Origin of the sequence: Actinoplanes auranticolor, from assembly GCF_018332655.1 — a bacterium.
Lineage (GTDB): Bacteria > Actinomycetota > Actinomycetes > Mycobacteriales > Micromonosporaceae > Actinoplanes > Actinoplanes auranticolor.
The window spans coordinates 123,871-145,136 of record NZ_BOQL01000030.1 but is presented as its reverse complement, the minus strand read 5'-3'; the positions used below and the strand labels follow the sequence as shown (position 1 = coordinate 145,136).

17 protein-coding genes and 1 pseudogene are annotated in these 21,266 nt (G+C 71.6%); 9 read left to right on the top strand and 9 right to left on the bottom strand.

The annotated features are described in order from the left end of the window. The 3 genes and pseudogenes from Aau02nite_RS20245 to Aau02nite_RS20235 form a co-directional block, all read right to left on the bottom strand. Window positions 1–405 (bottom strand): annotated as a pseudogene (locus Aau02nite_RS20245) (hypothetical protein); the annotation flags it as partial. 185 nt (window positions 406–590) lie between these two features. After that, on the bottom strand, window positions 591–1,892 hold the full coding sequence (locus Aau02nite_RS20240; protein WP_212990074.1) for an aspartate aminotransferase family protein: 1,302 nt from the start codon (window positions 1,890–1,892) through the stop codon (window positions 591–593). A gap of 17 nt (window positions 1,893–1,909) precedes the next feature. Next, the gene (locus tag Aau02nite_RS20235) at window positions 1,910–3,286 is read right to left on the bottom strand and encodes an aminotransferase-like domain-containing protein (RefSeq protein ID WP_212990073.1); all 1,377 of its coding nucleotides are present in this window, start codon (window positions 3,284–3,286) and stop codon (window positions 1,910–1,912) included. 219 nt (window positions 3,287–3,505) lie between these two features. Here Aau02nite_RS20235 and Aau02nite_RS20230 point away from each other — a divergent pair, with 219 nt between their 5' ends. Genes Aau02nite_RS20230 through Aau02nite_RS20195 form a run of 8 tightly spaced genes read left to right on the top strand, consistent with a single transcriptional unit; the run spans window position 3,506 to window position 11,880 of the window. Then, window positions 3,506–4,345 (top strand): nitrilase-related carbon-nitrogen hydrolase, encoded by an 840-nt coding sequence (locus Aau02nite_RS20230; RefSeq protein ID WP_212990072.1) that lies wholly within the window; start codon window positions 3,506–3,508, stop codon window positions 4,343–4,345. Further along, window positions 4,342–5,787 carry a dihydropyrimidinase gene (hydA, locus tag Aau02nite_RS20225; protein WP_246595293.1) on the top strand — a complete coding sequence of 482 codons (1,446 nt, stop codon included), beginning with the start codon at window positions 4,342–4,344 and terminating at the stop codon, window positions 5,785–5,787. Before Aau02nite_RS20230 ends, hydA begins: the two co-directional genes overlap by 4 nt. A gap of 8 nt (window positions 5,788–5,795) precedes the next feature. Then, complete coding sequence (locus Aau02nite_RS20220) at window positions 5,796–7,280, top strand: CoA-acylating methylmalonate-semialdehyde dehydrogenase (RefSeq protein ID WP_212990071.1); 1,485 nt, start codon at window positions 5,796–5,798, stop codon at window positions 7,278–7,280. Window positions 7,281–7,282: 2 nt separating this feature from the next. Beyond that, window positions 7,283–8,278 (top strand): TIGR03842 family LLM class F420-dependent oxidoreductase, encoded by a 996-nt coding sequence (locus Aau02nite_RS20215; protein WP_212990070.1) that lies wholly within the window; start codon window positions 7,283–7,285, stop codon window positions 8,276–8,278. Then, complete coding sequence (locus Aau02nite_RS20210) at window positions 8,275–9,117, top strand: ABC transporter permease (RefSeq protein ID WP_212990069.1); 843 nt, start codon at window positions 8,275–8,277, stop codon at window positions 9,115–9,117. The genes Aau02nite_RS20215 and Aau02nite_RS20210 overlap by 4 nt, the downstream gene beginning before the upstream one ends. Beyond that, on the top strand, window positions 9,114–9,974 hold the full coding sequence (locus tag Aau02nite_RS20205) for an ABC transporter ATP-binding protein (protein ID WP_212990068.1): 861 nt from the start codon (window positions 9,114–9,116) through the stop codon (window positions 9,972–9,974). The genes Aau02nite_RS20210 and Aau02nite_RS20205 overlap by 4 nt, the downstream gene beginning before the upstream one ends. Then, on the top strand, window positions 9,971–10,735 hold the full coding sequence (locus Aau02nite_RS20200) for an ABC transporter permease (RefSeq protein WP_246595292.1): 765 nt from the start codon (window positions 9,971–9,973) through the stop codon (window positions 10,733–10,735). Before Aau02nite_RS20205 ends, Aau02nite_RS20200 begins: the two co-directional genes overlap by 4 nt. Before the next feature lie 8 nt (window positions 10,736–10,743). Next, on the top strand, window positions 10,744–11,880 hold the full coding sequence (locus Aau02nite_RS20195; RefSeq protein WP_212990067.1) for an ABC transporter substrate-binding protein: 1,137 nt from the start codon (window positions 10,744–10,746) through the stop codon (window positions 11,878–11,880). Between the two features lie 56 nt (window positions 11,881–11,936). Here the strand turns inward: Aau02nite_RS20195 and Aau02nite_RS20190 are convergent, their stop codons facing one another. The 4 genes from Aau02nite_RS20190 to Aau02nite_RS20175 all read right to left on the bottom strand — a co-directional run bounded on the left by Aau02nite_RS20190 (window position 11,937) and on the right by Aau02nite_RS20175 (window position 18,508). Beyond that, a complete protein-coding gene (locus Aau02nite_RS20190) occupies window positions 11,937–12,704 on the bottom strand; it encodes a hypothetical protein (protein ID WP_246595291.1) in 768 nt (255 codons plus the stop codon). A gap of 94 nt (window positions 12,705–12,798) precedes the next feature. Next, window positions 12,799–14,886, bottom strand: a complete 2,088-nt coding sequence (locus Aau02nite_RS20185) for a PQQ-dependent sugar dehydrogenase (protein ID WP_212990066.1) — start codon at window positions 14,884–14,886, stop codon at window positions 12,799–12,801. A gap of 12 nt (window positions 14,887–14,898) precedes the next feature. Then, window positions 14,899–15,819, bottom strand: a complete 921-nt coding sequence (locus Aau02nite_RS20180; RefSeq protein WP_212990065.1) for a sugar phosphate isomerase/epimerase family protein — start codon at window positions 15,817–15,819, stop codon at window positions 14,899–14,901. A 385-nt stretch (window positions 15,820–16,204) separates the two neighbouring features. Then, complete coding sequence (locus Aau02nite_RS20175) at window positions 16,205–18,508, bottom strand: EAL domain-containing protein (protein ID WP_212990064.1); 2,304 nt, start codon at window positions 18,506–18,508, stop codon at window positions 16,205–16,207. 283 nt (window positions 18,509–18,791) lie between these two features. Between Aau02nite_RS20175 and Aau02nite_RS20170 the strand changes: the two genes are divergently transcribed. Continuing rightward, window positions 18,792–19,415, top strand: a complete 624-nt coding sequence (locus Aau02nite_RS20170; protein WP_212990063.1) for an HAAS signaling domain-containing protein — start codon at window positions 18,792–18,794, stop codon at window positions 19,413–19,415. On the opposite strand, the gene Aau02nite_RS20165 is transcribed toward Aau02nite_RS20170, so the two are convergent. Together Aau02nite_RS20165 and Aau02nite_RS20160 are read right to left on the bottom strand one after the other, a co-directional pair. Then, a complete protein-coding gene (locus Aau02nite_RS20165; protein WP_212990062.1) occupies window positions 19,412–19,813 on the bottom strand; it encodes a hypothetical protein in 402 nt (133 codons plus the stop codon). The genes Aau02nite_RS20170 and Aau02nite_RS20165 overlap by 4 nt on opposite strands. A 108-nt stretch (window positions 19,814–19,921) precedes the next feature. Then, window positions 19,922–21,166, bottom strand: a complete 1,245-nt coding sequence (locus Aau02nite_RS20160; RefSeq protein WP_212990061.1) for an ROK family protein — start codon at window positions 21,164–21,166, stop codon at window positions 19,922–19,924. Between the last annotated feature and the right edge of the window lie 100 nt (window positions 21,167–21,266).

The following is a 21,266-nucleotide window of genomic DNA, read 5'->3' as shown; positions in this document are numbered from 1 at the left end:
CTCGTTCAGCGAGCAGGTGGCCAGGCCGTCCACGTCCAGCACCGGCTTCGCCGCGTTGCGGCCGATCGCGGTGGCCATCCGGTTGATGGTCGCGACTCGTTTGTCCTGCAGGGGCCCGAGAATCGCGTTCTGGATGAAGTTCTTGCCGCCCTCGCCCTGACTGGTGATCAGGCGCTTGTTGGCCTCGGCGATCTGCGTGTTCAGCAGGGCCAGATTGCGCTGGATCTCGGCCTGGGCCTGCGTGGGCACGGTACCGAGGGCACCGGCGACGGCCGGGCAGTTGACCGTGGGGGCGGCGGCTTCGTCGGCCGATGCCACACCCAGGCCGACGCCGACGAGTGCCACGGCGACTGCGCCGACGCCGGCGATCTGCCAGCGCCGAGCGGGAGTACGGGAGCGATTCATTCTGTCGCCTGAGCCTTCCTGTCGTAGGACCTCGGTCCTCAATACGGAAGCGCTCCCAGAATGGATCAAAACAATTTTCAGACCTGACCGGTCACGCCGGGCCCGGCCGCACGGGCCCGGCGTTCACCGGGTCAGTCGCCCTCGGGCGGGTCGACGAGCGGCCAGCTACGACGGGGTTGGGTGCCTCAGAAAGCCTCGGCGTCGGCCGTACGGATCGCCTGCACCAGGATGCCCAGGCCCTCGCGCGCCTCGTCCTCGGTCAGGGTCAGCGGCGGGCCCATCCGCAGCACGTTGCCGTACAGGCCGCCCTTGCCGACCAGCAGGCCGCCCTTGCGGCACTCGTCGAACACCCGCATGGTCGCGGCCGGGTCCGGCTCGGTGGTGCCCGGCCGGACGAACTCGATGCCGATCATCAGGCCCCGGCCGCGGACCTCGCCCACGATCTTCGCCTCGCCGGCCACCGCGCGCAGGCCGTCGAGCAGGATCGTGCCGGTGCGCTTGGCGTTGGCCTGCAGGTCGTGGTCGAGCACGTAGTCCAGCACGGCGTTGCCCGCGGCCGTGGAGACCGGGTTGCCGCCGAAGGTGGAGAAGCTGGTCGCCGGGACCGCGTTGACCAGCTCCGCGCGGCCCACCACGCCGGCCAGCGCGAAGCCGTTGCCGATGCCCTTGGCGAAGGTGATCAGGTCGGGCTGCACGTCGTGGGCCTGGTAACCCCAGAAGTGCTCACCGGTACGGCCCCAGCCGGTCTGCACCTCGTCGGCGATCAGCAGGATCCCGTGGTTGTCGAGCTCCTTCTTCAGCGCGCCGAGCAGCCCGTCCGGGGCGTGCACGAAACCGCCGACGCCCTGGATCGGCTCGGCGATCAGGGCCGCGACGTCGCCCGCGGTGGTGGTGGCCAGCACCTCGCGCAGGTCCTCGACGGCGGCGTCGATGTGCTCGCCGTCGGACAGGCCCTTCATCCGGCCGCGCAGGCGTTCGCCGGAGTGCAGCCAGGACACCGAGATCGGGCTCAGCGCGCTGGCCGACCAGCTGCGGTGCCCGGTGATGGCCATCGCGGCGAAAGACCGGCCGTGGTAGCTGTTGCGGATCGCCAGGATCTGGTTGGAGCGGCGGAAGTTGGTGGTGAACATCAGCGCGGCCTCGTTGGCCTCGGTGCCCGAGTTGGTGAAGAAGACCCGGGCGTCCGGGATGCCGGAGACCCGGGCGATCTTCTCGGCCAGCTCGACCTGCTGCCGGATCAGGTACAGCGTCGAGCTGTGCACGATGCCGGTGGCCAGCTGGCGCTCGACGGCCTCGCGCACCTCGGCGATGTCGTAGCCCAGCATGTTGGTCAGCACACCGCCGAAGAAGTCGAGGTAGCTGCGGCCGTTCGCGTCGGTCACCCGGCGCCCGGAGCCGCGCACCAGCTCGATCGCGTCGTCGCCGTAGTAGGTCGTCACCCAGGAGGGCAGCACGGCCTGGTGCCGGGCGAGCAGGTCATCGGTCACGGGGTCCTCCAAGGGAGTCAGCGCCAGCCCCGCGGGTGCGGGCGGGAACGGGGGCCGCTGCCGCGCGCGGTCGCGCCGGCGGCGGAAGCGAGGGTCCGGGCCAGGGAGTCGAAGTCGTCGCGGACGAGACCGGCGGTGACCCGTACGTGCTCGGCGCCGAGCCCGGTGACCTCGAACGGCGCGCCGGGGGCCACCGCGATCCCGTGCGCGGCCAGGGCGAGCATGGCCATCTGCTGATCCTCGACGGTCAGCCAGAGGTTGATGCCGTCGGCGGCGGTCGCCGTGGCGCCGTGCGCGGCCAGGGCGGTGAGCAGCGCCGATCGGCGCTCGGCGTAGACCTGCCGGGCGGCGGCGACCTGGGCGATCGCGTCCGCGTCGGTGAGCAGGTCGAGCAGCACCGCCTGCAGCAGGCGGCTGGACCAGCCGGGTCCGAGCAGCCGCCGGTCGGACACCGCGGTGATCAGCGGGGCCGGGCCGGACAGGGCGGCCAGGCGCAGGTCCGGGCCGTGGCTCTTGGAGAAGCCGGCGACGTGCACCGTGCGGTCCGGCAGCCGGCTGCCCAGGCTGACCGGGGGCGCGGTGGCGATGTCGCCGGCGTGGTCGTCCTCGACGATCATGACTTCCGGGTACGCGGCCAGCGCATCGGCCAGCTCACCGGCCCGGCGCACGGTCATGCTGACCCCGGTCGGATTGTGCGCCCGCGGCTGCAGGTAGACCGCGACCGGGTCGTACGCCTTGAGCGCCTCCCCCAGCGCGTCCGGGCACATCCCCTGCTCGTCGATCGGCACTCCCACCACGGTGGCGCCGACCGATTCCAGCAGGTCGAGCACGGGCGGGAAGGCCGGGTTCTCCACCACCACGTGGTCGCCGAAGCGGACCAGCGTGGCGGTCACCCGGTCCAGGGCGTCCAGCGCCCCGTCGACCACAGTGAGCTGATCCGGCGGGTACGGCCAGCGCTGCCGCAGCACGCGCTCCAGCGGCGGCAGCACAGCGGCGTCGAGGTAGCTCGTGGTGAGCCGGGCGTCGCCGATCCGTCGCAGCGAGTCGGTGACGCTGGGCAGCAGGTCGTGGTCGGGCACGCCGGTGGAGAAGTCCCGGGCCACCCCGGTGAGCAGGCCGTGCAGCTGGGCGTACCGCAGGCGCTGGCGGGGCAGGACCGGGGCGGCGACGAACGAGCCGGAGCGGCCCCGGGTCTGGATCGCCCCGGCCCGGGACAGGCTGCGCCAGGCCTCGCTGACCGTGGTCGGGCTGACCCCGAGCTCGCGGGCCACGTCGCGCACGGTGGGCAGCCGCGCCCCGACCGGCAGCTCACCGGCGGTGACGAGCCGGCTGACCGCCGCGGCGATGCCCCGGGCGCTGCGGTCGTCGACCGCGCCCGTGATGAGCCCCAGCAAACCGCCCGACCTCCCGCCCGCGGCCCGGCGCGCTTCTTACGTCGCCGAAACATTTGGTTACACGCGGGCAATTGTCCGCCCGTGGTTGTGTCATTAGTGTCCTACGACATCGACCCCGGATGTCAAGCGATGAGCTGGGGACGATGACAGCGGGTGGACGGACGATCACAATCGTGGGGTGACCCACGCCACCACTGATCTCAGAGAGGGGCCGCCACGATGAGCAACCTCATCCGGGCCGCCCTCGTCCAGACCAACTGGACGGGCGACAAGGAATCGATGATCAAGGCGCACGAGGACTACGCTCGCGACGCCGCCGCCCAGGGCGCCAAGGTGATCTGCTTCCAGGAGCTGTTCTACGGCCCCTACTTCTGCCAGGTCCAGGACAAGGCCTACTACTCCTACGCCGAGTCGATCCCCGGCCCCACCACCGAACGCTTCCAGGCGCTGGCCGCCGAGCTCGGCATGGTGATGATCCTGCCGATGTACGAACAGGAGCAGCCCGGCGTCCTCTACAACACGGCGGCCGTGGTGGACGCCGACGGCTCGTACCTCGGCAAGTACCGCAAGCACCACATCCCGCAGGTCAACGGCTTCTGGGAGAAGTTCTACTTCCGCCCCGGCAACCTGGGCTACCCGGTGTTCGACACCGCGGTCGGCAAGGTCGGCGTCTACATCTGTTACGACCGGCACTTCCCCGAGGGCTGGCGCGCGCTGGGTCTGGGCGGCGCGCAGATCGTCTTCAACCCGTCGGCCACCAGCCGGGGCCTGTCGTCGTACCTGTGGCAGCTGGAGCAGCCGGCCAGCGCGGTGGCCAACGAGTACTTCATCGGCGCGATCAACCGCACCGGGGTCGAGGAGCTCGGCGACAACGACTTCTACGGCCAGTCCTATTTCGTCGACCCGGAGGGCAAGTTCGTCGGCGCGGTCGGCGACACCCACAACCCCGAGCTGATCGTCCGCGACCTGGACATGGATTTGCTCACCACGGTCCGGGACCGCTGGGCGTTCTACCGCGACCGCCGCCCGGACAGCTACGACGGGTTGGTGGCCCCGTGAGCCCGTCCAACCGCCCCGCCGCCGCCCTTGACCGGACTAAAGGCAGCTTCCTGATCAAGGGTGGGACGGTGGTCGGCCCGACCGGGGCCTCCCCCGCCGACGTGCTCGTCGACGGCGAGACCATCGCCGCCGTGTTCGCGCCGGGCCGCGGCCCAGCCGACATCGAGACCATCGACGCCACCGGCAGGTACGTGATCCCGGGCGCGGTCGACGCGCACACCCACATGGAGCTGCCGTTCGGCGGGACACACGCCAGCGACACCTTCGACACCGGCACCCGGGCGGCGGCGTTCGGCGGGGTCACCACGATCATCGACTTCGCCGTGCAGCGCTACGGCGAGGTGGTGCAGGACGGGCTGGCCGCCTGGCACGCCAAGGCCGAGGGCAACTGCCACATCGACTACGGCTTCCACATGATCCTGGGCGGCGTCACCGACGACGCGCTCAAGGCCATGGACCAGCTCGTCACCGACGAGGGCATCTCCAGCTTCAAGCTGTTCATGGCGTACCCGGGGGTGTTCTACAGCGACGACGGGCAGATCCTGCGGGCGATGCAGAAGGCCCGCGACAACGGCGCCATGATCATGATGCACGCGGAGAACGGCCCGGCAATCGACGTGCTGGTCAAGCAAGCCCTCGAACGCGGCGAGACGGACCCGATCCACCACGGCCTGACCCGCCCGCAGGAGCTGGAGGCCGAGGCCACCAGCCGGGCGATCTGGCTGGCCGGTGTGGCCGCGGACTGCCCGCTCTACATCGTGCACCTGTCCGCCTCCAAGGCGCTGGAGCAGGTCGCGGCGGCCCGGGACCAGGGCCGCAACGTCTTCGCCGAGACCTGCCCGCAGTACCTGTACCTGACGCTGGAGGACCAGCTGGGCGCGCCGGGCTTCGAGGGCGCCAAGTGGGTCTGCTCGACGCCGCTGCGCAGCAAGCACGAGAGCCACCGGGCCGACCTGTGGCGCGGCCTGCGCACCAACGATCTGGCCGTGGTCTCCACCGACCACTGCCCGTTCTGCATGAAGGACCAGAAGGAGCTGGGCCTCGGCGACTTCTCCAAGATCCCCAACGGGATCGGCAGCGTCGAGCACCGCGTCGACCTGCTGTACCAGGGCGTGGTCGACGGCAAGCTGTCGCTGGCCCGCTGGGTGGAGACGATCGCGACCACCCCGGCCCGGATGTTCGGCATGTACCCGCGCAAGGGCGTCATCGCGCCCGGCTCGGACGCCGACATCGTGCTCTACGACCCGAACGGCCGTACCCGGATCAGCGCGGCCACCCACCACATGAACATGGACCACTCCGCCTGGGAGGGCTGGGAGATCGACGGCAAGGTCGACACCGTCATCTCCCGCGGCACGTTCGTCGTCCAGGACGGCGCCTACCAGGGACGTAAAGGCCACGGCCGGTACGTCCGCCGGGGACTCTCGGACTACCTGGTCTAGGAGGCCACATGCGCGAGATCAGACACTGGCTGAACGGCACCGCCGTCGCGGGCAGCAGCGGCCGGCAGCTGCCGGTCTGGGACCCGGCCACCGGGGAGCAGCAGGCGTACGTGGTCGCGGCGACCGCGGCCGAGACGGCGAACGCGGTGGCCGCCGCCAAGGCCGCCTTCCCGTCCTGGCGGGCGGCGTCGCTGTCCCGCCGGGCCGAGGTCATGTTCCGCTTCCGCGAGCTGGTCGACGCCAACCGCAAGGAGATCGCGTCGCTGGTGAGCCAGGAGCACGGCAAGACCGTCGCCGACGCGGGCGGCGAGCTGGCCCGCGGCCTGGAGAACATCGAGTTCGCCGCGGGCGCGCCGCACCTGCTCAAGGGCGGGTACAGCGAACAGGCCTCGACCGGGGTGGACGTCTACTCGATCCGCCAGCCGCTCGGGGTGGTCGCCGGCATCACGCCGTTCAACTTCCCGGCCATGGTGCCGATCTGGATGTTCTGCAACGCGCTGGTCTGCGGCAACACCTTCGTGCTCAAGCCCAGCGAGAAGGACCCGTCGGTCTCGCTGCTGCTGGCCGACCTGCTGCGCCAGGCCGGGCTACCGGACGGCGCGTTCAACGTCGTGCAGGGCGACCGGGAGGCCGTCGAGACGCTGATCGCCCACCCGGACGTGCAGGCACTGTCGTTCGTGGGCTCCACACCGATCGCCCGGTCGGTCTACGAGCAGGGCACCCGGGCCGGCAAGCGGGTGCAGGCCCTGGGCGGGGCGAAGAACCACATGGTCGTGCTCCCGGACGCCGACGTCGACGCGGCCGCGGACGCCGCGGTCAGCGCCGGGTACGGCTCGGCCGGTGAGCGCTGCATGGCGGTCTCGGTCGTGGTGGCGGTCGGCGCGGTCGGTGATCCGCTGGTGGCCGCGATCAAGGACCGGATCGCCCGGATCACCGTCGGCCCGGCCAGCGACCCGGCGGCCGAGATGGGCCCGCTGATCAGCCGCGAGCACCGCGACAAGGTGGCCGGTTATCTGGCCGGCGCGGGCGAGGCCGAGGTGGTGGTCGACGGGCGCGCGGCACCGGTCAGCTCCGGCCCCGGCTTCTTCCTGGGCGCGTCGCTGGTCGACAAGGTGCCGACCGACTCGCCGCTCTACACCGACGAGATCTTCGGTCCGGTGCTGTCGGTCGTCCGGGCCGACACCTACGAGCAGGCGCTCGAGCTGGTCAACGACAACGAGTACGGCAACGGCACGGCGATCTTCACCCGGGACGGCGGGGCGGCGCGGCGGTTCCAGTACGACGTGAACTGCGGCATGGTCGGCGTCAACGTGCCGGTGCCCGTACCGGTGGCCTACTACAGCTTCGGCGGCTGGAAGTCCTCGCTCTTCGGCGACCTGCACATGTACGGCCCGGAGGGCATCCAGTTCTACACCCGCAGCAAGGTCGTCACGTCGCGCTGGCCCGACCCGGCCTCGTCCACGGTCGACCTCGGCTTCCCGGAGGTGCGCTGAGCATGGACATCGGCGTCGTCCTGCAGTGCGACCCACCGGCCATGGAGGTCGTGGAGTGGGCCAAGAAGGCGGAGGAGCTGGGCTACAGCCACGTGTGGACGTTCGACTCCCACGTGCTGTGGCAGGAGCCGTTCGTCATCTACAGCAAGATCCTGGCCGACACCGAACGGGTGATCGTCGGGCCGATGGTGACCAACCCGGGCACCCGGAACTGGACCGTGATCGCGTCCCAGTTCGCCACCCTCAACGAAATGTACGGCAACCGCACCATCTGCGGGATCGGCCGCGGCGACTCGGCCCTGCGGGTGCTGGGCCTGCCACCGAACTCGCTCACCCAGCTGCGCGAGAGCATCGGCGTGATCCGCGGCCTGGCCAGCGGGCAGACGGTGTCGTTGCGCGGTCAGGAGCTGCGGTTCGCCTGGGCACCCGACAGCCGGCTGGACGTGTGGGTGGCGGCGTACGGGCCCAAGGCTCTGGCCCTGACCGGCGAGGTAGGTGACGGCTACATCCTGCAGCTCGCCGATCCGGACATCGCGGCCTGGATGATCAAGGCGGTCCGGGCCGCCGCCGAGCGGGCCGGCCGCGACCCGGCGGCCGTCAAGTTCTGCGTCGCCGCTCCGGCCTACGTCGGCGACGACCTGGCGCACCAGCGGGACCAGACCCGGTGGTTCGGCGGCATGGTCGGCAACCACGTCGCGGACATCGTCGCCCGCTACGGCGCCGGCGGTGCCGTGCCGCAGGTGCTGACCGACTACATCAAGGGCCGGCAGGGCTACGACTACGCCGAGCACGGCCGGGCGGGCAACTCGCACACCTCGTTCGTGCCGGACGAGGTGGTGGACCGGTTCTGCATCCTGGGCCCGGTCGAGGCGCACCTGCAGCGCCTGGAGGAACTGCGGGCGATCGGCGTCGACCAGTTCGCCCTCTACCTGCAGCACGACGACAAAGAGGCGACCCTGCGGGCGTACGGCGAGAAGATCATCCCGGTGGTCGCGTGAGACGTGTGCTCAGCGCGGTCGCCGGCCTGGTCGTACTCATCGCCCTCTGGGAGGGCTACAAAGCGGTCGGGAACCCGGAGGGGACCGTGCTGTTCGGCGTCCGGATCCTCCCCCGGGCCGACGACCTGTCGATGCCGCACGTGTGGGACATGCTCAGCCGGCTCGCCCGCCCGGAGCTCACCGGCGGCCGGCCGGTCTGGCAGGTGGTGCTCGGCGCGAGCCTGTTCACGCTGGGCATCACCACGGTCGGCTTCGCGGCCGGCGCGGTGATCGGCCTGCTGCTGGCGGTGGCCATGCAGCGGTTCCGGATCGTCGAGCGCGGCCTGCTGCCGTACGTGATCCTGTCGCAGACCGTGCCGCTGGTCGCGCTCGCGCCGCTGATCGCCGGGTGGGGCGGCACGGTGTGGCCGGAGTGGATGACCGTCGCGGTGATCGCGGCGTACCTGGCCTTCTTCCCGGTCGCCGTCGGCATGCTGCGCGGACTGCAGTCGCCCCAGACGGCCGGGGTGGAGCTGATGCGCAGCTACGCCGCCGGGTGGTGGCGCACGCTGGTCAAGCTGCGGCTGCCGGCCTCGCTGCCGTACCTGTTCCCGGCCCTGCGGCTGGCCGGCGCGGCCGCCGTCGTGGGCGCGGTGGTCGGTGAGATCTCCACCGGTACGCGCGGCGGCATCGGCCGGCTCATCATCGAGTACTCCCGGGAGGCCACCAGCGATCCCGCCAAGGTCTACACCGCGATGCTCGGCGCGGCCCTGCTCGGGCTCGTCGTCGCCGCCCTGGTCAGCCTGCTGGAACTGCCGCTGATGCGGCACCGACGACGCGTATCGGTGGTGACGATGTGACCGCGGTATCCCTGACCGGAGTGTCCAAGATCTTCAACCCGGGCCGGCCCGACGAGGTCGCCGCCCTGTCCGGCATCGACCTGACCATCCCGGCCGGCCAGTTCGTCTCCCTGATCGGGCCGTCCGGGTGCGGCAAGAGCACCCTGCTGCGGCTGATCGCCGACCTGACCCCGGCGTCGGCCGGGACGGTCGAGGTGGCCGGCAAACCGGCCGCCCGGGCCAGACTGGACCAGGAGTACGGCATCGCGTTCCAGCAGGCCGGCCTCTTCGAGTGGCGCACCGTGCAGCGCAACGTGGAGCTGCCGCTGGAGTTGCGCGGCGCCTCCCGGGCCGAACGCAGGGCCCGGGCCACCGAGATGCTGGCGCTGGTCGGGCTGGCCGACTTCGCCGGGCACTATCCGGCGCAGCTCTCCGGTGGCATGCAGCAGCGCGTCGCGATCGCCCGGGCCCTGGCCGTGCACCCGCCGCTGCTGCTGATGGACGAGCCGTTCGGCGCGCTCGACGAGATGACCCGCGAACGGCTGCAGTCGGAGCTGCTGGCGATCTGCGCGCAGACCGGCACCAGCACGGTCTTCGTCACGCACTCCATCTCGGAGGCGGTGTTCCTGTCCGACAGGGTCGTGGTGATGTCACCGCGGCCGGGCCGGATCACCGCGACCATCGACGTCGAGCTGGGCACCCGCGACGACGCGGCCCGGCAGTCCCCGGCGTACTTCGCGGCGATCACCGCGGTCCGCCGCGCGTTGCGGGGCCCGGGACCCGTGCCGGACATCGTGGAGGCGGAGGGCGCCGCTGCGGTTGCGGCGCCGTCTCCCCGTACCTCCGGGCCCGCCTCCTCCGCGACGGCCGCGCCGTGAATCTCCTGCGCCGCGTCGCCCCGCCGGTCCTGCTCGGGATCGCCGCGCTGGTGGCGTGGGAGCTGGTGGTGTCGCTCGGGCGGATCGCGCCGTTCATCCTGCCGGCGCCGTCGGCGATCTGGCACGAGCTGGTCGTGCAGCGCCGGAACGTCGGGGAGGCCGGGGTGGCCAGCGGGCTCAACGCGCTCGTCGGGCTGGCCTGGGGCACGGTCGCCGGGGTGCTGGCCGCGATGGCGGCGAGCCGGTTCCGGGTGCTCTCCGAGGTCTCCGTCCCGCTCGCCGCCGTGCTCAACGCACTGCCGATCATCGCGCTCGCCCCGATCCTCAACAACATGTTCGAATCCACCTCGAGCGTGCCGCGCCGGCTGGTCGCCGGGATCATCGTGTTCTTCCCGGTCTTCATCAACACGCTGCGTGGCCTGCGCGAGGTCGACCCGACCCACCGGGAGCTGATGACCAGCTACGCCGCCGGCGGCTGGACCTTCACCCGGCTGGTCCGGCTGCCCGGCGCGCTGCCGTTCGTCTTCACCGGCCTGCGACAGGCGTCGTCGCTGGCCGTCATCGCCGCGGTGGTCGCCGAGTACTTCGGCGGCCTGCAGGACGGGCTCGGCGCGCGGATCACCTCCGCCGCCGCGTTCACCGCGTACCCCCGTGCCTGGGCCTTCGTGGTCGGCGCCTGCCTGCTCGGACTGTTCTTCTACCTAGCCACGCTCCTGCTGGAGCGGATCGCGATGCCCTGGAAAACCCGCCTCATCTCCTAGGAGTTCGTGTGCGTCGTCCCTTGCTCGCCTCCCTCGTCGCCGCCGCGCTCACGCTGAGCGCCTGCGGCACCGCCGACACCCCCACGACCACGACCCCGGGCGCCAGCGGCGGCGCCCTGACCCCGATCAAGCTGCAGCTGCAGTGGTTCTACCAGGCCCAGTTCGCCGGCTACATCGCCGCGGTGGACCAGGGCTACTACCAGGAGCAGGGCCTCGACGTCCAGCTGCTGGAAGGCGGCGTGGACATCGTGCCGCAGACCGCGCTGGCCCAGGGCAAGGCCGACTACGCGGTGGCCTGGGTCCCCAAGGCGCTGGCGTCCCGGGAGCAGGGCGCCGGCATCACCGACGTGGGGCAGATCTTCGCCCGCTCCGGCACGTACCAGGTGGCCTGGAAGGACAGCGGCATCACCAAGGCGGCCGACCTGAAGGGCAAGAAGGTCGGCAACTGGGGCTTCGGCAACGAGTTCGAGCTGTTCGCCGGTATGACCAAGGCCGGCCTGGACCCGGGCAAGGACGTCACGCTGGTGCAGCAGCAGTTCGACATGCAGGCACTGCTCAAGAAGGAGATCGACGCCGCCCAGGCGATGAGCTACAACGAGTACGCCCAGCTCCTGGAGGCGACGAACCCGGCCACGGGCAAGCTCTACACGCCCGAGGACTTCGCCGTCATCGACTGGAAGACCGAAGGCTCGTCGATGCTGCAGGACGCGGTGTGGGCGAACACGGAGAAGCTCAGCGACCCGGCGTACCAGCAGCAGACGGTGAAGTTCCTGGCCGGCACGATCAAGGGCTGGGCGTACTGCCGCGACAACGCCGAGGCGTGCCGCGACCTGGTGGTGGCCAAGGGCTCCAAGCTCGGCAAGAGCCACCAGCTGTGGCAGATGAACGAGGTGAACAAGCTGGTCTGGCCGGCCACCGGCGGCATCGGCACGATCAACGAGGCGGACTGGAAGCAGACGGTCGACCTGTCCCTGACCACGAAGAACCAGACCGGCGACACGGTGCTGACCAAGCAGCCGGAAGGGCTAGCCTTCACCAACGACTACATCAAGCAGGCCCTGGACCTGGCGAAGACGGCCGGCGTGGACATCAACGGGGCAGGCTTCAAACCGCAGACGGTGACCCTGACGGCCGGCGGCGCGTAGTCGCTGTCACTCCCCCGGGCCCGGCCGTCACCCGACGGCCGGGCCTTTTCGCGCTTCTACTGGGTGCTCAACCGGGCTGCGAACGCCACCGCTGCGATGTCGCCCTCGCGGAGGCGTTCGGCCGCGTCCGCCTCGCCCAGGCTGACCAGGCGGTGGGCCGCCGTGCTGATCAGCGCCTCGTTGCCGCCCAGCAGCTTGCGGGCCAGGTTCGCCTGTAACGGGGTCAGCTCCGCGTACGCGCACTTGTCCAGCGCCGCGATCGTGTCATCGTCCAGGGTGCCGGCCAGGGCCCGTTCCGTGACGATGCGCAGCAGCCAGGACGGCCACCAGCTGTACCGGCCGAGCAGGTGGCCCGAGCGGATCGCCTCGCGCGGGGTCTGGCCGCCCTCCAGCAGGCGCAGGGCCATCGGGATGTCGAAGCGTTCCAGGCGCAGGGCTGTCACGAAGAGGCGGTACAGCTTCTTCTCGCCGACCAGGGGCTCGGCCGCGGCGGCCGCGGCCGCGTACTCGCCGCTCAGGGCCAGGTCGATGATCGCCGCCTCGTCGGTGGCGATCGCCGCTCCGGTCGAGCGTTCGCGGATGCGATCGAGGGTGCGGGTCAGCCGTTCGGTGGCCTCCCGGCCGAGTTCGGCGCGTTCGGCGCTCGCCGGGCGCTCCAGCTGCCGGACCACCGCGTCCGCGGCGATCTTGACCTCGCGGCGCAGCAGCGGAGCCTTGATGTACGGGCCGACCAGGTCGCTGAGCCCCTCGACCAGGTAGGCGGCGTCGAATCGGTCGGACGCTTCGAGGAACTGCGCCCACCATTGCTCCAGGTGCACCCCCACACCTACCAGGGTGGCGCAATCAGGGCCCTGATGCGGGCGGAACGGCCGAGGTCACCGCCGTGTGTGACGGCGGTGACCTCGGTCGCTTGGTACCTCAGCTCTCGGTCGGGTCCAGGACGACCTCGTCGGTCCCGGTCTGCGGCGGGGTGCCGGAGTCCGTGTACGACGCGACGAACACCGCGTTCAGGTTCTCCGCCCCGGCGTGACCCGGGTCGAGGAACGTCTGGATCGAGCCGCTGCAGCCGGTGGCCGTGGACAGCGGGTGACCGTGCTGGTCGTGGCCCAGGATGTAGGTCACGGTGACCTGCGAGCAGTCGATCGGCTGGTCGTCGACCACGGTGACCTGGTAGCTCACCGTGTCACCGAAGGCGAACGGCTGGTCCGGGTTCGGCGTGGTGGTCAGGGTGACCTGCGGGGCTGCCGTGCCCACCGGGAGCAGCACCTCCGCGGACGCCCAGCGGCCGGTCGGGTCGGTCACCTTGAGTGTCGGCCGGTAGTTGCCGTTCTCGGTGAACGTGTAGACCCCGTTCGGGGCCCGGGAGTCGACGATGCCGTCGGCGTTGAAGTCCCAGGCGTAGCGCAGGCTGTCACCGTCGGGATCGGTGGTGCCGGCGCTGGAGAACGTCACCGTCAGCGGCGCCTCGCCGCGGACCGGCGTTGCCGTGATCTTCGGCAGCGGGGTGCGGTTGCCGCGCACGTAGTCGATGCGGGCCAGCTGCGCCTCCGGGTTCTCGGAGAAGTAGCCGTCGCCGTACTCCAGGACGTACAGCGAGCCGTCCGGGCCGAACTCCAGGTCCATCGGGTTGTCGAAGATGACCGACGGCAGCACCTCACGGATCGCGGTGACCTCGTTGTCCGCGCCGAGCGTGAACTCCTGCACGTAGTCACGGGTCCACTCGTAGAACAGCGGCTTGCCGTCGTAGTACTTCGGCCACTTGGTTGCCGACTTGTTCTTGGCGTCGAAGTTGTACGCCGGGCCGCCCATCGGGCCGATGCCACCCGTGCCCAGCTCCGGGAACTCCGTCGAGGCCGCGTACGTGTAGATGACTTCCGCCTTCTGCACCGGCGGCAGCTTGCGCTTGCCGGTGTTGTTGGGCGAGTCGTTGACCGGCGCGGCGCAGTTGAACGGCTGGCCGGAGGTCCGGGTGGCGAAGTCGAAGTCGACGTACGGCATGTCGGGCGCGACGCAGTACGGCCAGCCGTAGTTGGCGGGCTTGTCGATGGCCATCCAGCGGCCGTGCCCGGCCGGGCCACGCGCCGGGTTGGGGCTGTTCGCGTCGGGCGAGTAGTCACCGACGTATGCGACGTCGGTCGTCTTGTCCACCGCGAAGCGGAACGGGTTGCGCAGGCCCATCGCGTAGATCTCCGGGCGGGTGTACGCGGTGCCCGGCTTGAACAGGTTGCCCTTCGGGATGGTGTAGCTGCCGTTGGCCCCGACCTTGATCCGCAGCAGCTTGCCGCGCAGGTCGTTGGTGTTGGCGGAGGTGCGCTGCGCGTCGTACGCCGGGTTGCGGTCGGCCCGCTCGTCGATCGGCGCGTAGCCGTCGGAGGCGAACGGGTTGGTGTCGTCGCCCGTGGACAGGTACAGGTTGCCCTTGCTGTCGAAGTCGATCTTGCCGCCGACGTGGCAGCAGATGCCCCGGTCGGTGGCGACCTCCATGATCTTCTGCTCGGTCGTCAGCGCGAGCGTGTTGCCGTTGAGCTTGAAGCGCGACAGCCGCATCACGCCCTTGTACGGCGCGAAGTCGGCGGCGGTGCCGTTCTCCGGCGCGTCGCCCTCGTTGACGGCGGGCGTCGCCGGGTCGTCCATCGGCGTGTTCAGCCGCGGCGAGTAGTAGATGTAGACCCACTTGCTCTTCGCGAAGTTCGGGTCGATCGCGACGCCCTGCACACCCTCCTCGTCGTGGAGATAGACGGGGAGCTTGGCGGCCAGGATGTTGCGCCCGCTCTTCGGGTCGTTGATGCGAACCTCACCGGTGCGCGCGGTGTGCAGCACCCGCCGGTCCGGCAGCACGGCCAGCGCGATCGGCTCGCCCGGGAAGTCGTCCAGGGTGACCTTCTGGAAGTTCGCGTCCGGCGGCGGCTCGGCCGGGGCCTGCGCGGTGGCCGGCCCGGACGGGACGGTCAGGGCCGTCGTGAGCAGAGCCAGCACGGGTACGGCGGTCAGCAATCGCTTCTTCATAGATCAGTCCCCTCAGAACCGGAGGTTGTCGAGGTAACGGAAGCCGACCTCCGCGGTGGTCAGCGCGTCGGCGGGGGTACGCGGTGGGCTGCCCGCGTCGTCACGTTCCACGATGTACTCGACCAGTCCCGCCTCGCGGGAGTGCTCGAAGATGCGGCCGAAGTCGATCAGGCCGGCGCCGGGGTCCTCGAAGCCGCTCGAGACCGCCATGTCCTTGACGTGGACCTGGCGGATCCGTCCCCGGTTCTCGTGGATCAGGTCCACCGGGTCGTTCGCACCCCGCCAGGCCCAGTACAGGTCGACCTCGAAGTGCACCAGCCCGGGATCGGTCTCGCGGGTCAGGATGTCGAAGCCGGTGCGCTTGCCACCGTCCTGGCGCAGGAACTCGTTGTGGTGGTTGTGGTAGCCGAAGCTGAGCCCGGCCTTGCGGGCGAGCGCGCCGGCCTTGTTCAGGTCCCGGGCGAAAGCCTTGTAGACCGAGCCGTCGCGGATCGGCCCGTTGGCGTCGGTGCCGAAGTACGGGTGCACGATGAACTTGTTGCCGACGATCTGGGCGTCCTCGAGCGCGGCCTGCCAGGTGGAGGCGTTGAACGGCTGCGGGATGCCGACGTGCCCGGAGGTCGCGCGCAGCCCGGCGGCGTCCAGCGCGGCGCGGAACTGCGCGGCCGTGCGGCCGACGAAGCCGGCGTGCTCGATCCGGGTGTAACCGATCTCGGCCAGCTCGGCCAGGCTGGCGTCCAGATCGATGGCGAGCTGGTTGCGCAGGGTGTAGAGCTGCACGCTGATCCGGTCGCGCGGCACCCGGGCGGGCCGGCGGCCGCCCTTGGTGGCCTCGGCCGGCGAGGCCAGGACGGCGGAGGTGCCGACCACGGCCGCACCGGCTGCGGCGGCGCCCAGAAGATTGCGGCGGCTGACGGTGGACTCGTTCTGCATCGCTTGCACTGCCTCCCGGTAGGTGGTGCGGGAATGACGTGGACGCGCGGCATCGGCCGCTCGGGCGGCGGCTCTCGGGGAGCCGTGCGCCACGTCGGAGCACTTTTGTTGCATCGAAGTCGTTCGCTTGCTGATGTTAATGGCTTGTTTCGCTCAAGTGGCGAAAAGAATCTTCGAAATATGCAAAAGTTTTGCTGCGGCACGCGATAAGTGCCCGCCAAAGCCGTGGATCAGACGATGTGGACACACCGGACATCGCCCGTTCCGAAGGGCTTCGCCCAGCTCACCGGCCACCTCGGACAGAGCCCGCCGACCGGCGGCGGCGGTTGTGGACAGTCACATCCCCACCGTGCCCGCCCGGGCGGCGCGGGACAAGCGGTATACGTCAGGCCGTGACGGCGCGGCGCTGGGCGGCGAGCAGCCGGGTGAACTCCTCGGCGGGCATCGGCCGGGCCAGGTGGTAGCCCTGGCCGAGGGTGTAGCCCAGCAGGCGCAGCTGTTCGGCCTGGGCCTCGTTCTCGATGCCCTCGGCCACGGTGTCCAGGCCCAGCGCGTTCGCCAGCTGGATGACGGCGCGGGCCACCGCCTGGCGGGCGTCCCGGCCGCCGGCCTCGCCGTCCTCGATCTCGATACCGTCCACGAAGGACTTGTCCAGCTTGACGATCGACGCCGGGAACGAGCGCAGCAGGCTCAGCGACGACTCGCCGGTGCCGAAGTCGTCCAGGGCCAGCGCGACGCCGAGCCGGTCGAGCTCGTGCAGCGTGCGCGACACCTGGCTGCCGCGCAGCACCGCGGACTCGGTCAGCTCCAGCACCAGGCGGTCGGTGGGCAGGCCGGAATCGGCCAGCGCGGCCAGCACGTCGCCGACGAAGTCCGGATCGTGCAGCTGCCGGGCCGAGACGTTGACGCCCGGCTTCTGCAGCGCGTCCGGGCCGAACTCGGCCAGCCAGGCCGCCATCTGCCGGCACGTCTCGCGCAGCACGAACCGGCCCAGCTCGACGATGAGGCCGGTACGCTCGGCGACCGGGATGAACTCGGCCGGCGACACCGGCCCGCGCACCGGGTGGTCCCAGCGCACCAGCGCCTCTACCCCGATGATCTTGCCGTCGGCCAGCGCGATCACCGGCTGGTATACGACCCGGAACTCGCCCTCGTCCAGGCCCCGGCGCAGCTCGCCGCCGAGCTGGATGTGCGCCAGGATCGGCTCCTCCATGCCTGGCACGTACCGCACGTAGCCGGCTTTGCCGTGCCCCTTGGCGGCGTACATGGCGACGTCGGCGTCGCGCAGCACGCTGTCGAGCGTCGCTCCCGGCGCCGCCGTCGCGATGCCGATGCTGGCCTGCACCAGCAGCCGGTGCTCGCTGATCGGCCGGGTCAGCGCGTCCAGGAGGCGCTGCGCGACGGTCTCCCCCACGGTGGTGCCACCGGTGAGCAGCACGGCGAACTCGTCGCCGCCGATGCGGACCGGCAGGCCGTCGGCCCCGCACTGCCGGCGCAGCACGTCGGCCACCGCGACCAGCAGGTGGTCGCCGACGTCGTGGCCGAGCGAGTCGTTGACCGTCTTGAAGTCGTCCAGGTCGACCAGCAGCACGGTCGCGGACGCCTGATCGGCCAGCGCCGCGTGCAGCGCGCCGCGGAACCGGGCCCGGTTGGCCAGCCCGGTCAGGCTGTCGTGGCTGACCTCGTGCTGCAGCCGCACCTCCTGGCCGCGAATGTCGCTGAGCAGCCGCTTGTTGTCGCGGAAGGCCACGAACTGCCGGCCCGTGACCAGGACGCTGACCAGCACGGCGGCGATCAGCGAGACCCGGCCGGGCCACTGCAGCGGGCCGACGGCCACGGCGATCAGCGGCAGGTCCCCGGCGGCGATCGCCAGGTACGGCAGCAGCGGCGAGGACCGGCGCGACTCCCGGCGCCCGCCCAGCGTGGCCTGGGCCTGGGCCCGTACGGCCAGGGTGAGCAGGACCGGCGCGAGCGGCAGCACCAGGGCCTGCGACGGCACCCCGCCGGCGTTGCCGAACGTGGTGGCCAGCACGGCGACCCCGGCCGCGGTCAGGCCCATGGTCGCGACCAGCCGCATCGCGGTGCGGTCGACCGGACCGTCACCGAGGTACGAGACCTTGGTGATGCCGCCGATGGTGAGCAGGAACGCCAGCCCGACCAGCGACAGGGTCTGCGGGGCCCAGCGCTCCTCGGCGGTCAGCATCGGAGCCAGCCCGAAGTGCCAGAGCACCGTCGCGCAGCCCAGGAAGGCGACGAGCCGGTCAAGGTGCATGCGCCAGCGCTCGGCGGGATTCATCGCGCCCACCGGCACCCGGGCGACGGCCCACATGGCCAGCGCGAAGCCCAGCCCGACGCAGCCCGCGGCGGACAGCGTCATGTCCGGCGGCATGTCGCCGACCGAGTTCAGGGCGGCGTTGACCGCCATCAGCACGTAGCCGGCGGTCATGAAGGAGGCGGCGACCAGCAGGGTGAGCCAGAAGCGGCCGGCGGTCCGGTCGCCGCGTACGGTGCGCCAGAGCTGGAAAAGCCCGGCCACCGCGAAGGCGCCGCCCAGCGGCACCGCCAGGTAGGCGATCGACACGTGCCCGGCGCCGACCGTGCTGAACAGCAGGAACCACAGCCAGCTGGCGACGGCGAGGCCGGCGGTGATCCACACGTAGCGTGCGGGTGCGCGGGTGTCCTCAGCCATGCTGAAAGCATCGGCGCTGAACGGCTCGGATGTAGCAAAACCCGGCACTGCGGGATTGCTCGCATGATCGCCGTGGTCCACCGGACCAGGCTGCCGTACGAACCGGCCCCGGGCCATCCGCGAAACGGACTATCGCCCCGGACCGGCCGTGATCACCCCGGCCGGACCGGATCGGCCGAAAGACAGAGAGCAGGCCGGGGTATCAGCCCTCGGCCAGATGTGCGCCGGGGTGGCCCGCCGCGATGCTGACTGCACTGTCGCACTCTGCACCAGGGGGATCCGGATGACGTCCGTACCGCACCACTACGACACCACGCCGCTGGCGCACACGGACGTCCTCGTCCTGGACTATCTGGCCGCGCTCTGGGGTGCCAGCGAGGATCTCGCACCGGAGCTGCGGGACGAGCTCATGACCACCGTCGCGGACTACATCGCGATGCGGCGTACCTCGGTGGCCGACCCTTTGGAGGACCCGCGGCACATCCTGCACCGGCTGGGCCCGCCGGAGGCCCTCGCGGCGGCCGCCCGCCGCGGCCGGATGCCGGCCCACCTGCGCCGGCCGGTCGCACCGGCGCCGCTGCCGCCACCGGTGGCCACGTCGTCGGCCGGACCCGAGTACGCGGGGATCGCCCTGCTCACCGCCGGCGCCGTGGTGCTGCCGGTGATCAGTCCGCTGGCCGGGCTGATGCTGGTATCCGGCTCCGCCCGCTGGAGCCCGGCGCAGAAGACCGCCGCCTGGGTGCTCGCCGGGCTGCCGGTGCTGCTGGGCTTCGTCCTCGTGATCGGGGCGGCCGCCTTCGGCGGAGGGGCGGAGGCGGTGCTGCTCGCGTACCTCGGGATGGTCGCCGGTGCCATCATCGCCGGGCTGACCCTGCTGCCCGGGCTGGCGGCGCGGCGCCGGTACTAGGAGTCGGCGGGCTCGCGCATCGTGGCGCGGGCCAGCATGGCCAGCGCCAGCGCGGAGTGCGCGGGGAGCAGTCCGACCAGCGGGAACTCTCCGTCGAAGAGGAAGCCGGCGGCCAGCGCCGCCACGATCCCGGCGGCGATCGACAGCGCCCCGGCGACGGCTGCCCGCGCCAGCCCGGTCGTGCCGCGCACCACGGCCACGAACCCGGCCATCGCGGCGGCCAGGGCGAACAGCACCGCTATCCGGGTGGCCGGGGTGCCGAAGACGGCCGCCCGGCTGACCTCCGGGATGCCGGAGCACAGCCCCACAAGCAGGGGCAGCTCGACCAGCGGTGGCAGGAGCCAGGCCAGCGTGCCCACCCAGCGCAGCGTGGCGGCGCCAACCGGTGTTCCCGTCATGATCGGCCTTCAGTCCTTTCCGGGGTGGCGGCGGGGTGGTCGGACGGGAGCCGCCTCCGTCGCTGATGCCGCACCAAGTCTGCTCCTGCCGCGCAACCGCTTCCGGCCCTACTCCGCGGTCCCCACGCTGAGCGGGTCGGCCAGCACCTGCTCGAAGGCAAGCTCAGCCGCGCCGATCAGCGCGGCGTTACGGCCCAGGGTCGCCGCACGCAGTTGCACGTGTTCGCGGGAGGCCGGCAGGGCCATCGCGTCCAGGCGCCGGCGGACCTCTCCGGCTCCGGCGGCGTAGATCTCCCGCAGCGAGCCGCCGAAGACCACCAGGTCCGGGTTGACCACGTTGACCAGGTTGGCCACCCCGAAGCCGAGCCAGTCCGCGACCTGGCGGACCGCGGCGCCGGCCACCGGCTCGCCCCCGGCCGCGGCCCCCAGCACCTCGAGGACGGCAGCCCGGTCCTCCGGCCCGCGGCCGGCGTGACGCAGCAGCGCGCTCTCCCCGACCTCGGTCTCCCAGCAGCCGCGGGAGCCGCAGCCGCAGGGCAGTCCGTGCGGGTTGACCACCATGTGACCGACCTTGCCGCCGTGGCCGCGGTGCCCGGCGACCAACCGGCCGCCGGTGATGATGCCGGCGCTGACCCCGAGATCGCCGTGCAGGTAGATCAGGTCGTCGATGCCCGCGGCCACGCCGCGCACGTGCTCGGCCAGCGCGGCGATGTCGGCCATGTCGCCGGTGACGAAGCCGGGCCCGGTCGCCAGCTCGTCGCGCAACGCGTCACCGAGCCGCTCGTCCGTGGCGCCGATCCGGATCCGCCCCTGCGCGTCCCGGGTGGTGTCGGCCACCGCGACGGCTCCGCCGATCGGCAGCGCACCGGCGGCGGCGGAGTCCTGCATCGCGCGGACGAAGCCGGCCAGCGGTGCCACGGCGTCGAGGATCGCCAGGCCGGGCGGGCGGCGGACCTCCCGCAGATCGAGGATCCGGCCGCCGAGACCGATGCGGGCCGCCCGCAGCCGGTCCGCCTCGATGCTCAGCGCGTACGTGTACACCCGGCCGGAGCAGGGGGTGACCACCAGCGACGGCCGGCCGGCGCGGCGAGCGCTGGTGGGAGCCTCGGCCTCCTCGGTGACCAGGCCGGCGGCGGCCAGGTCGGCCGCGAGCGCGCCGATGGTGCTGCGGTTGAGCCCGAGCCGGCCGGTCAGCTCGGCCCGGGAGGTCGGCCCGTGCACGTGCACGAAGCGCAGCACCGCGCCGAGGTTCTGCCGGCGGATCTCCTCCTGGCTGGCGCCGGGCGCCGCCGGCAGCGGCAGCTCCACGGGGCGCCCCGGGCGGGACGGCTTCGACCGTACGGGTACCGCCACGGTCCAGCCTCCTCCCGTTCATCCGTTTTGTCGGTATCGAAGACGACGAAGGGTCCCCGGAGACGGACTCCGGGGACCCAAGGGCCGTCAGGCACTACTC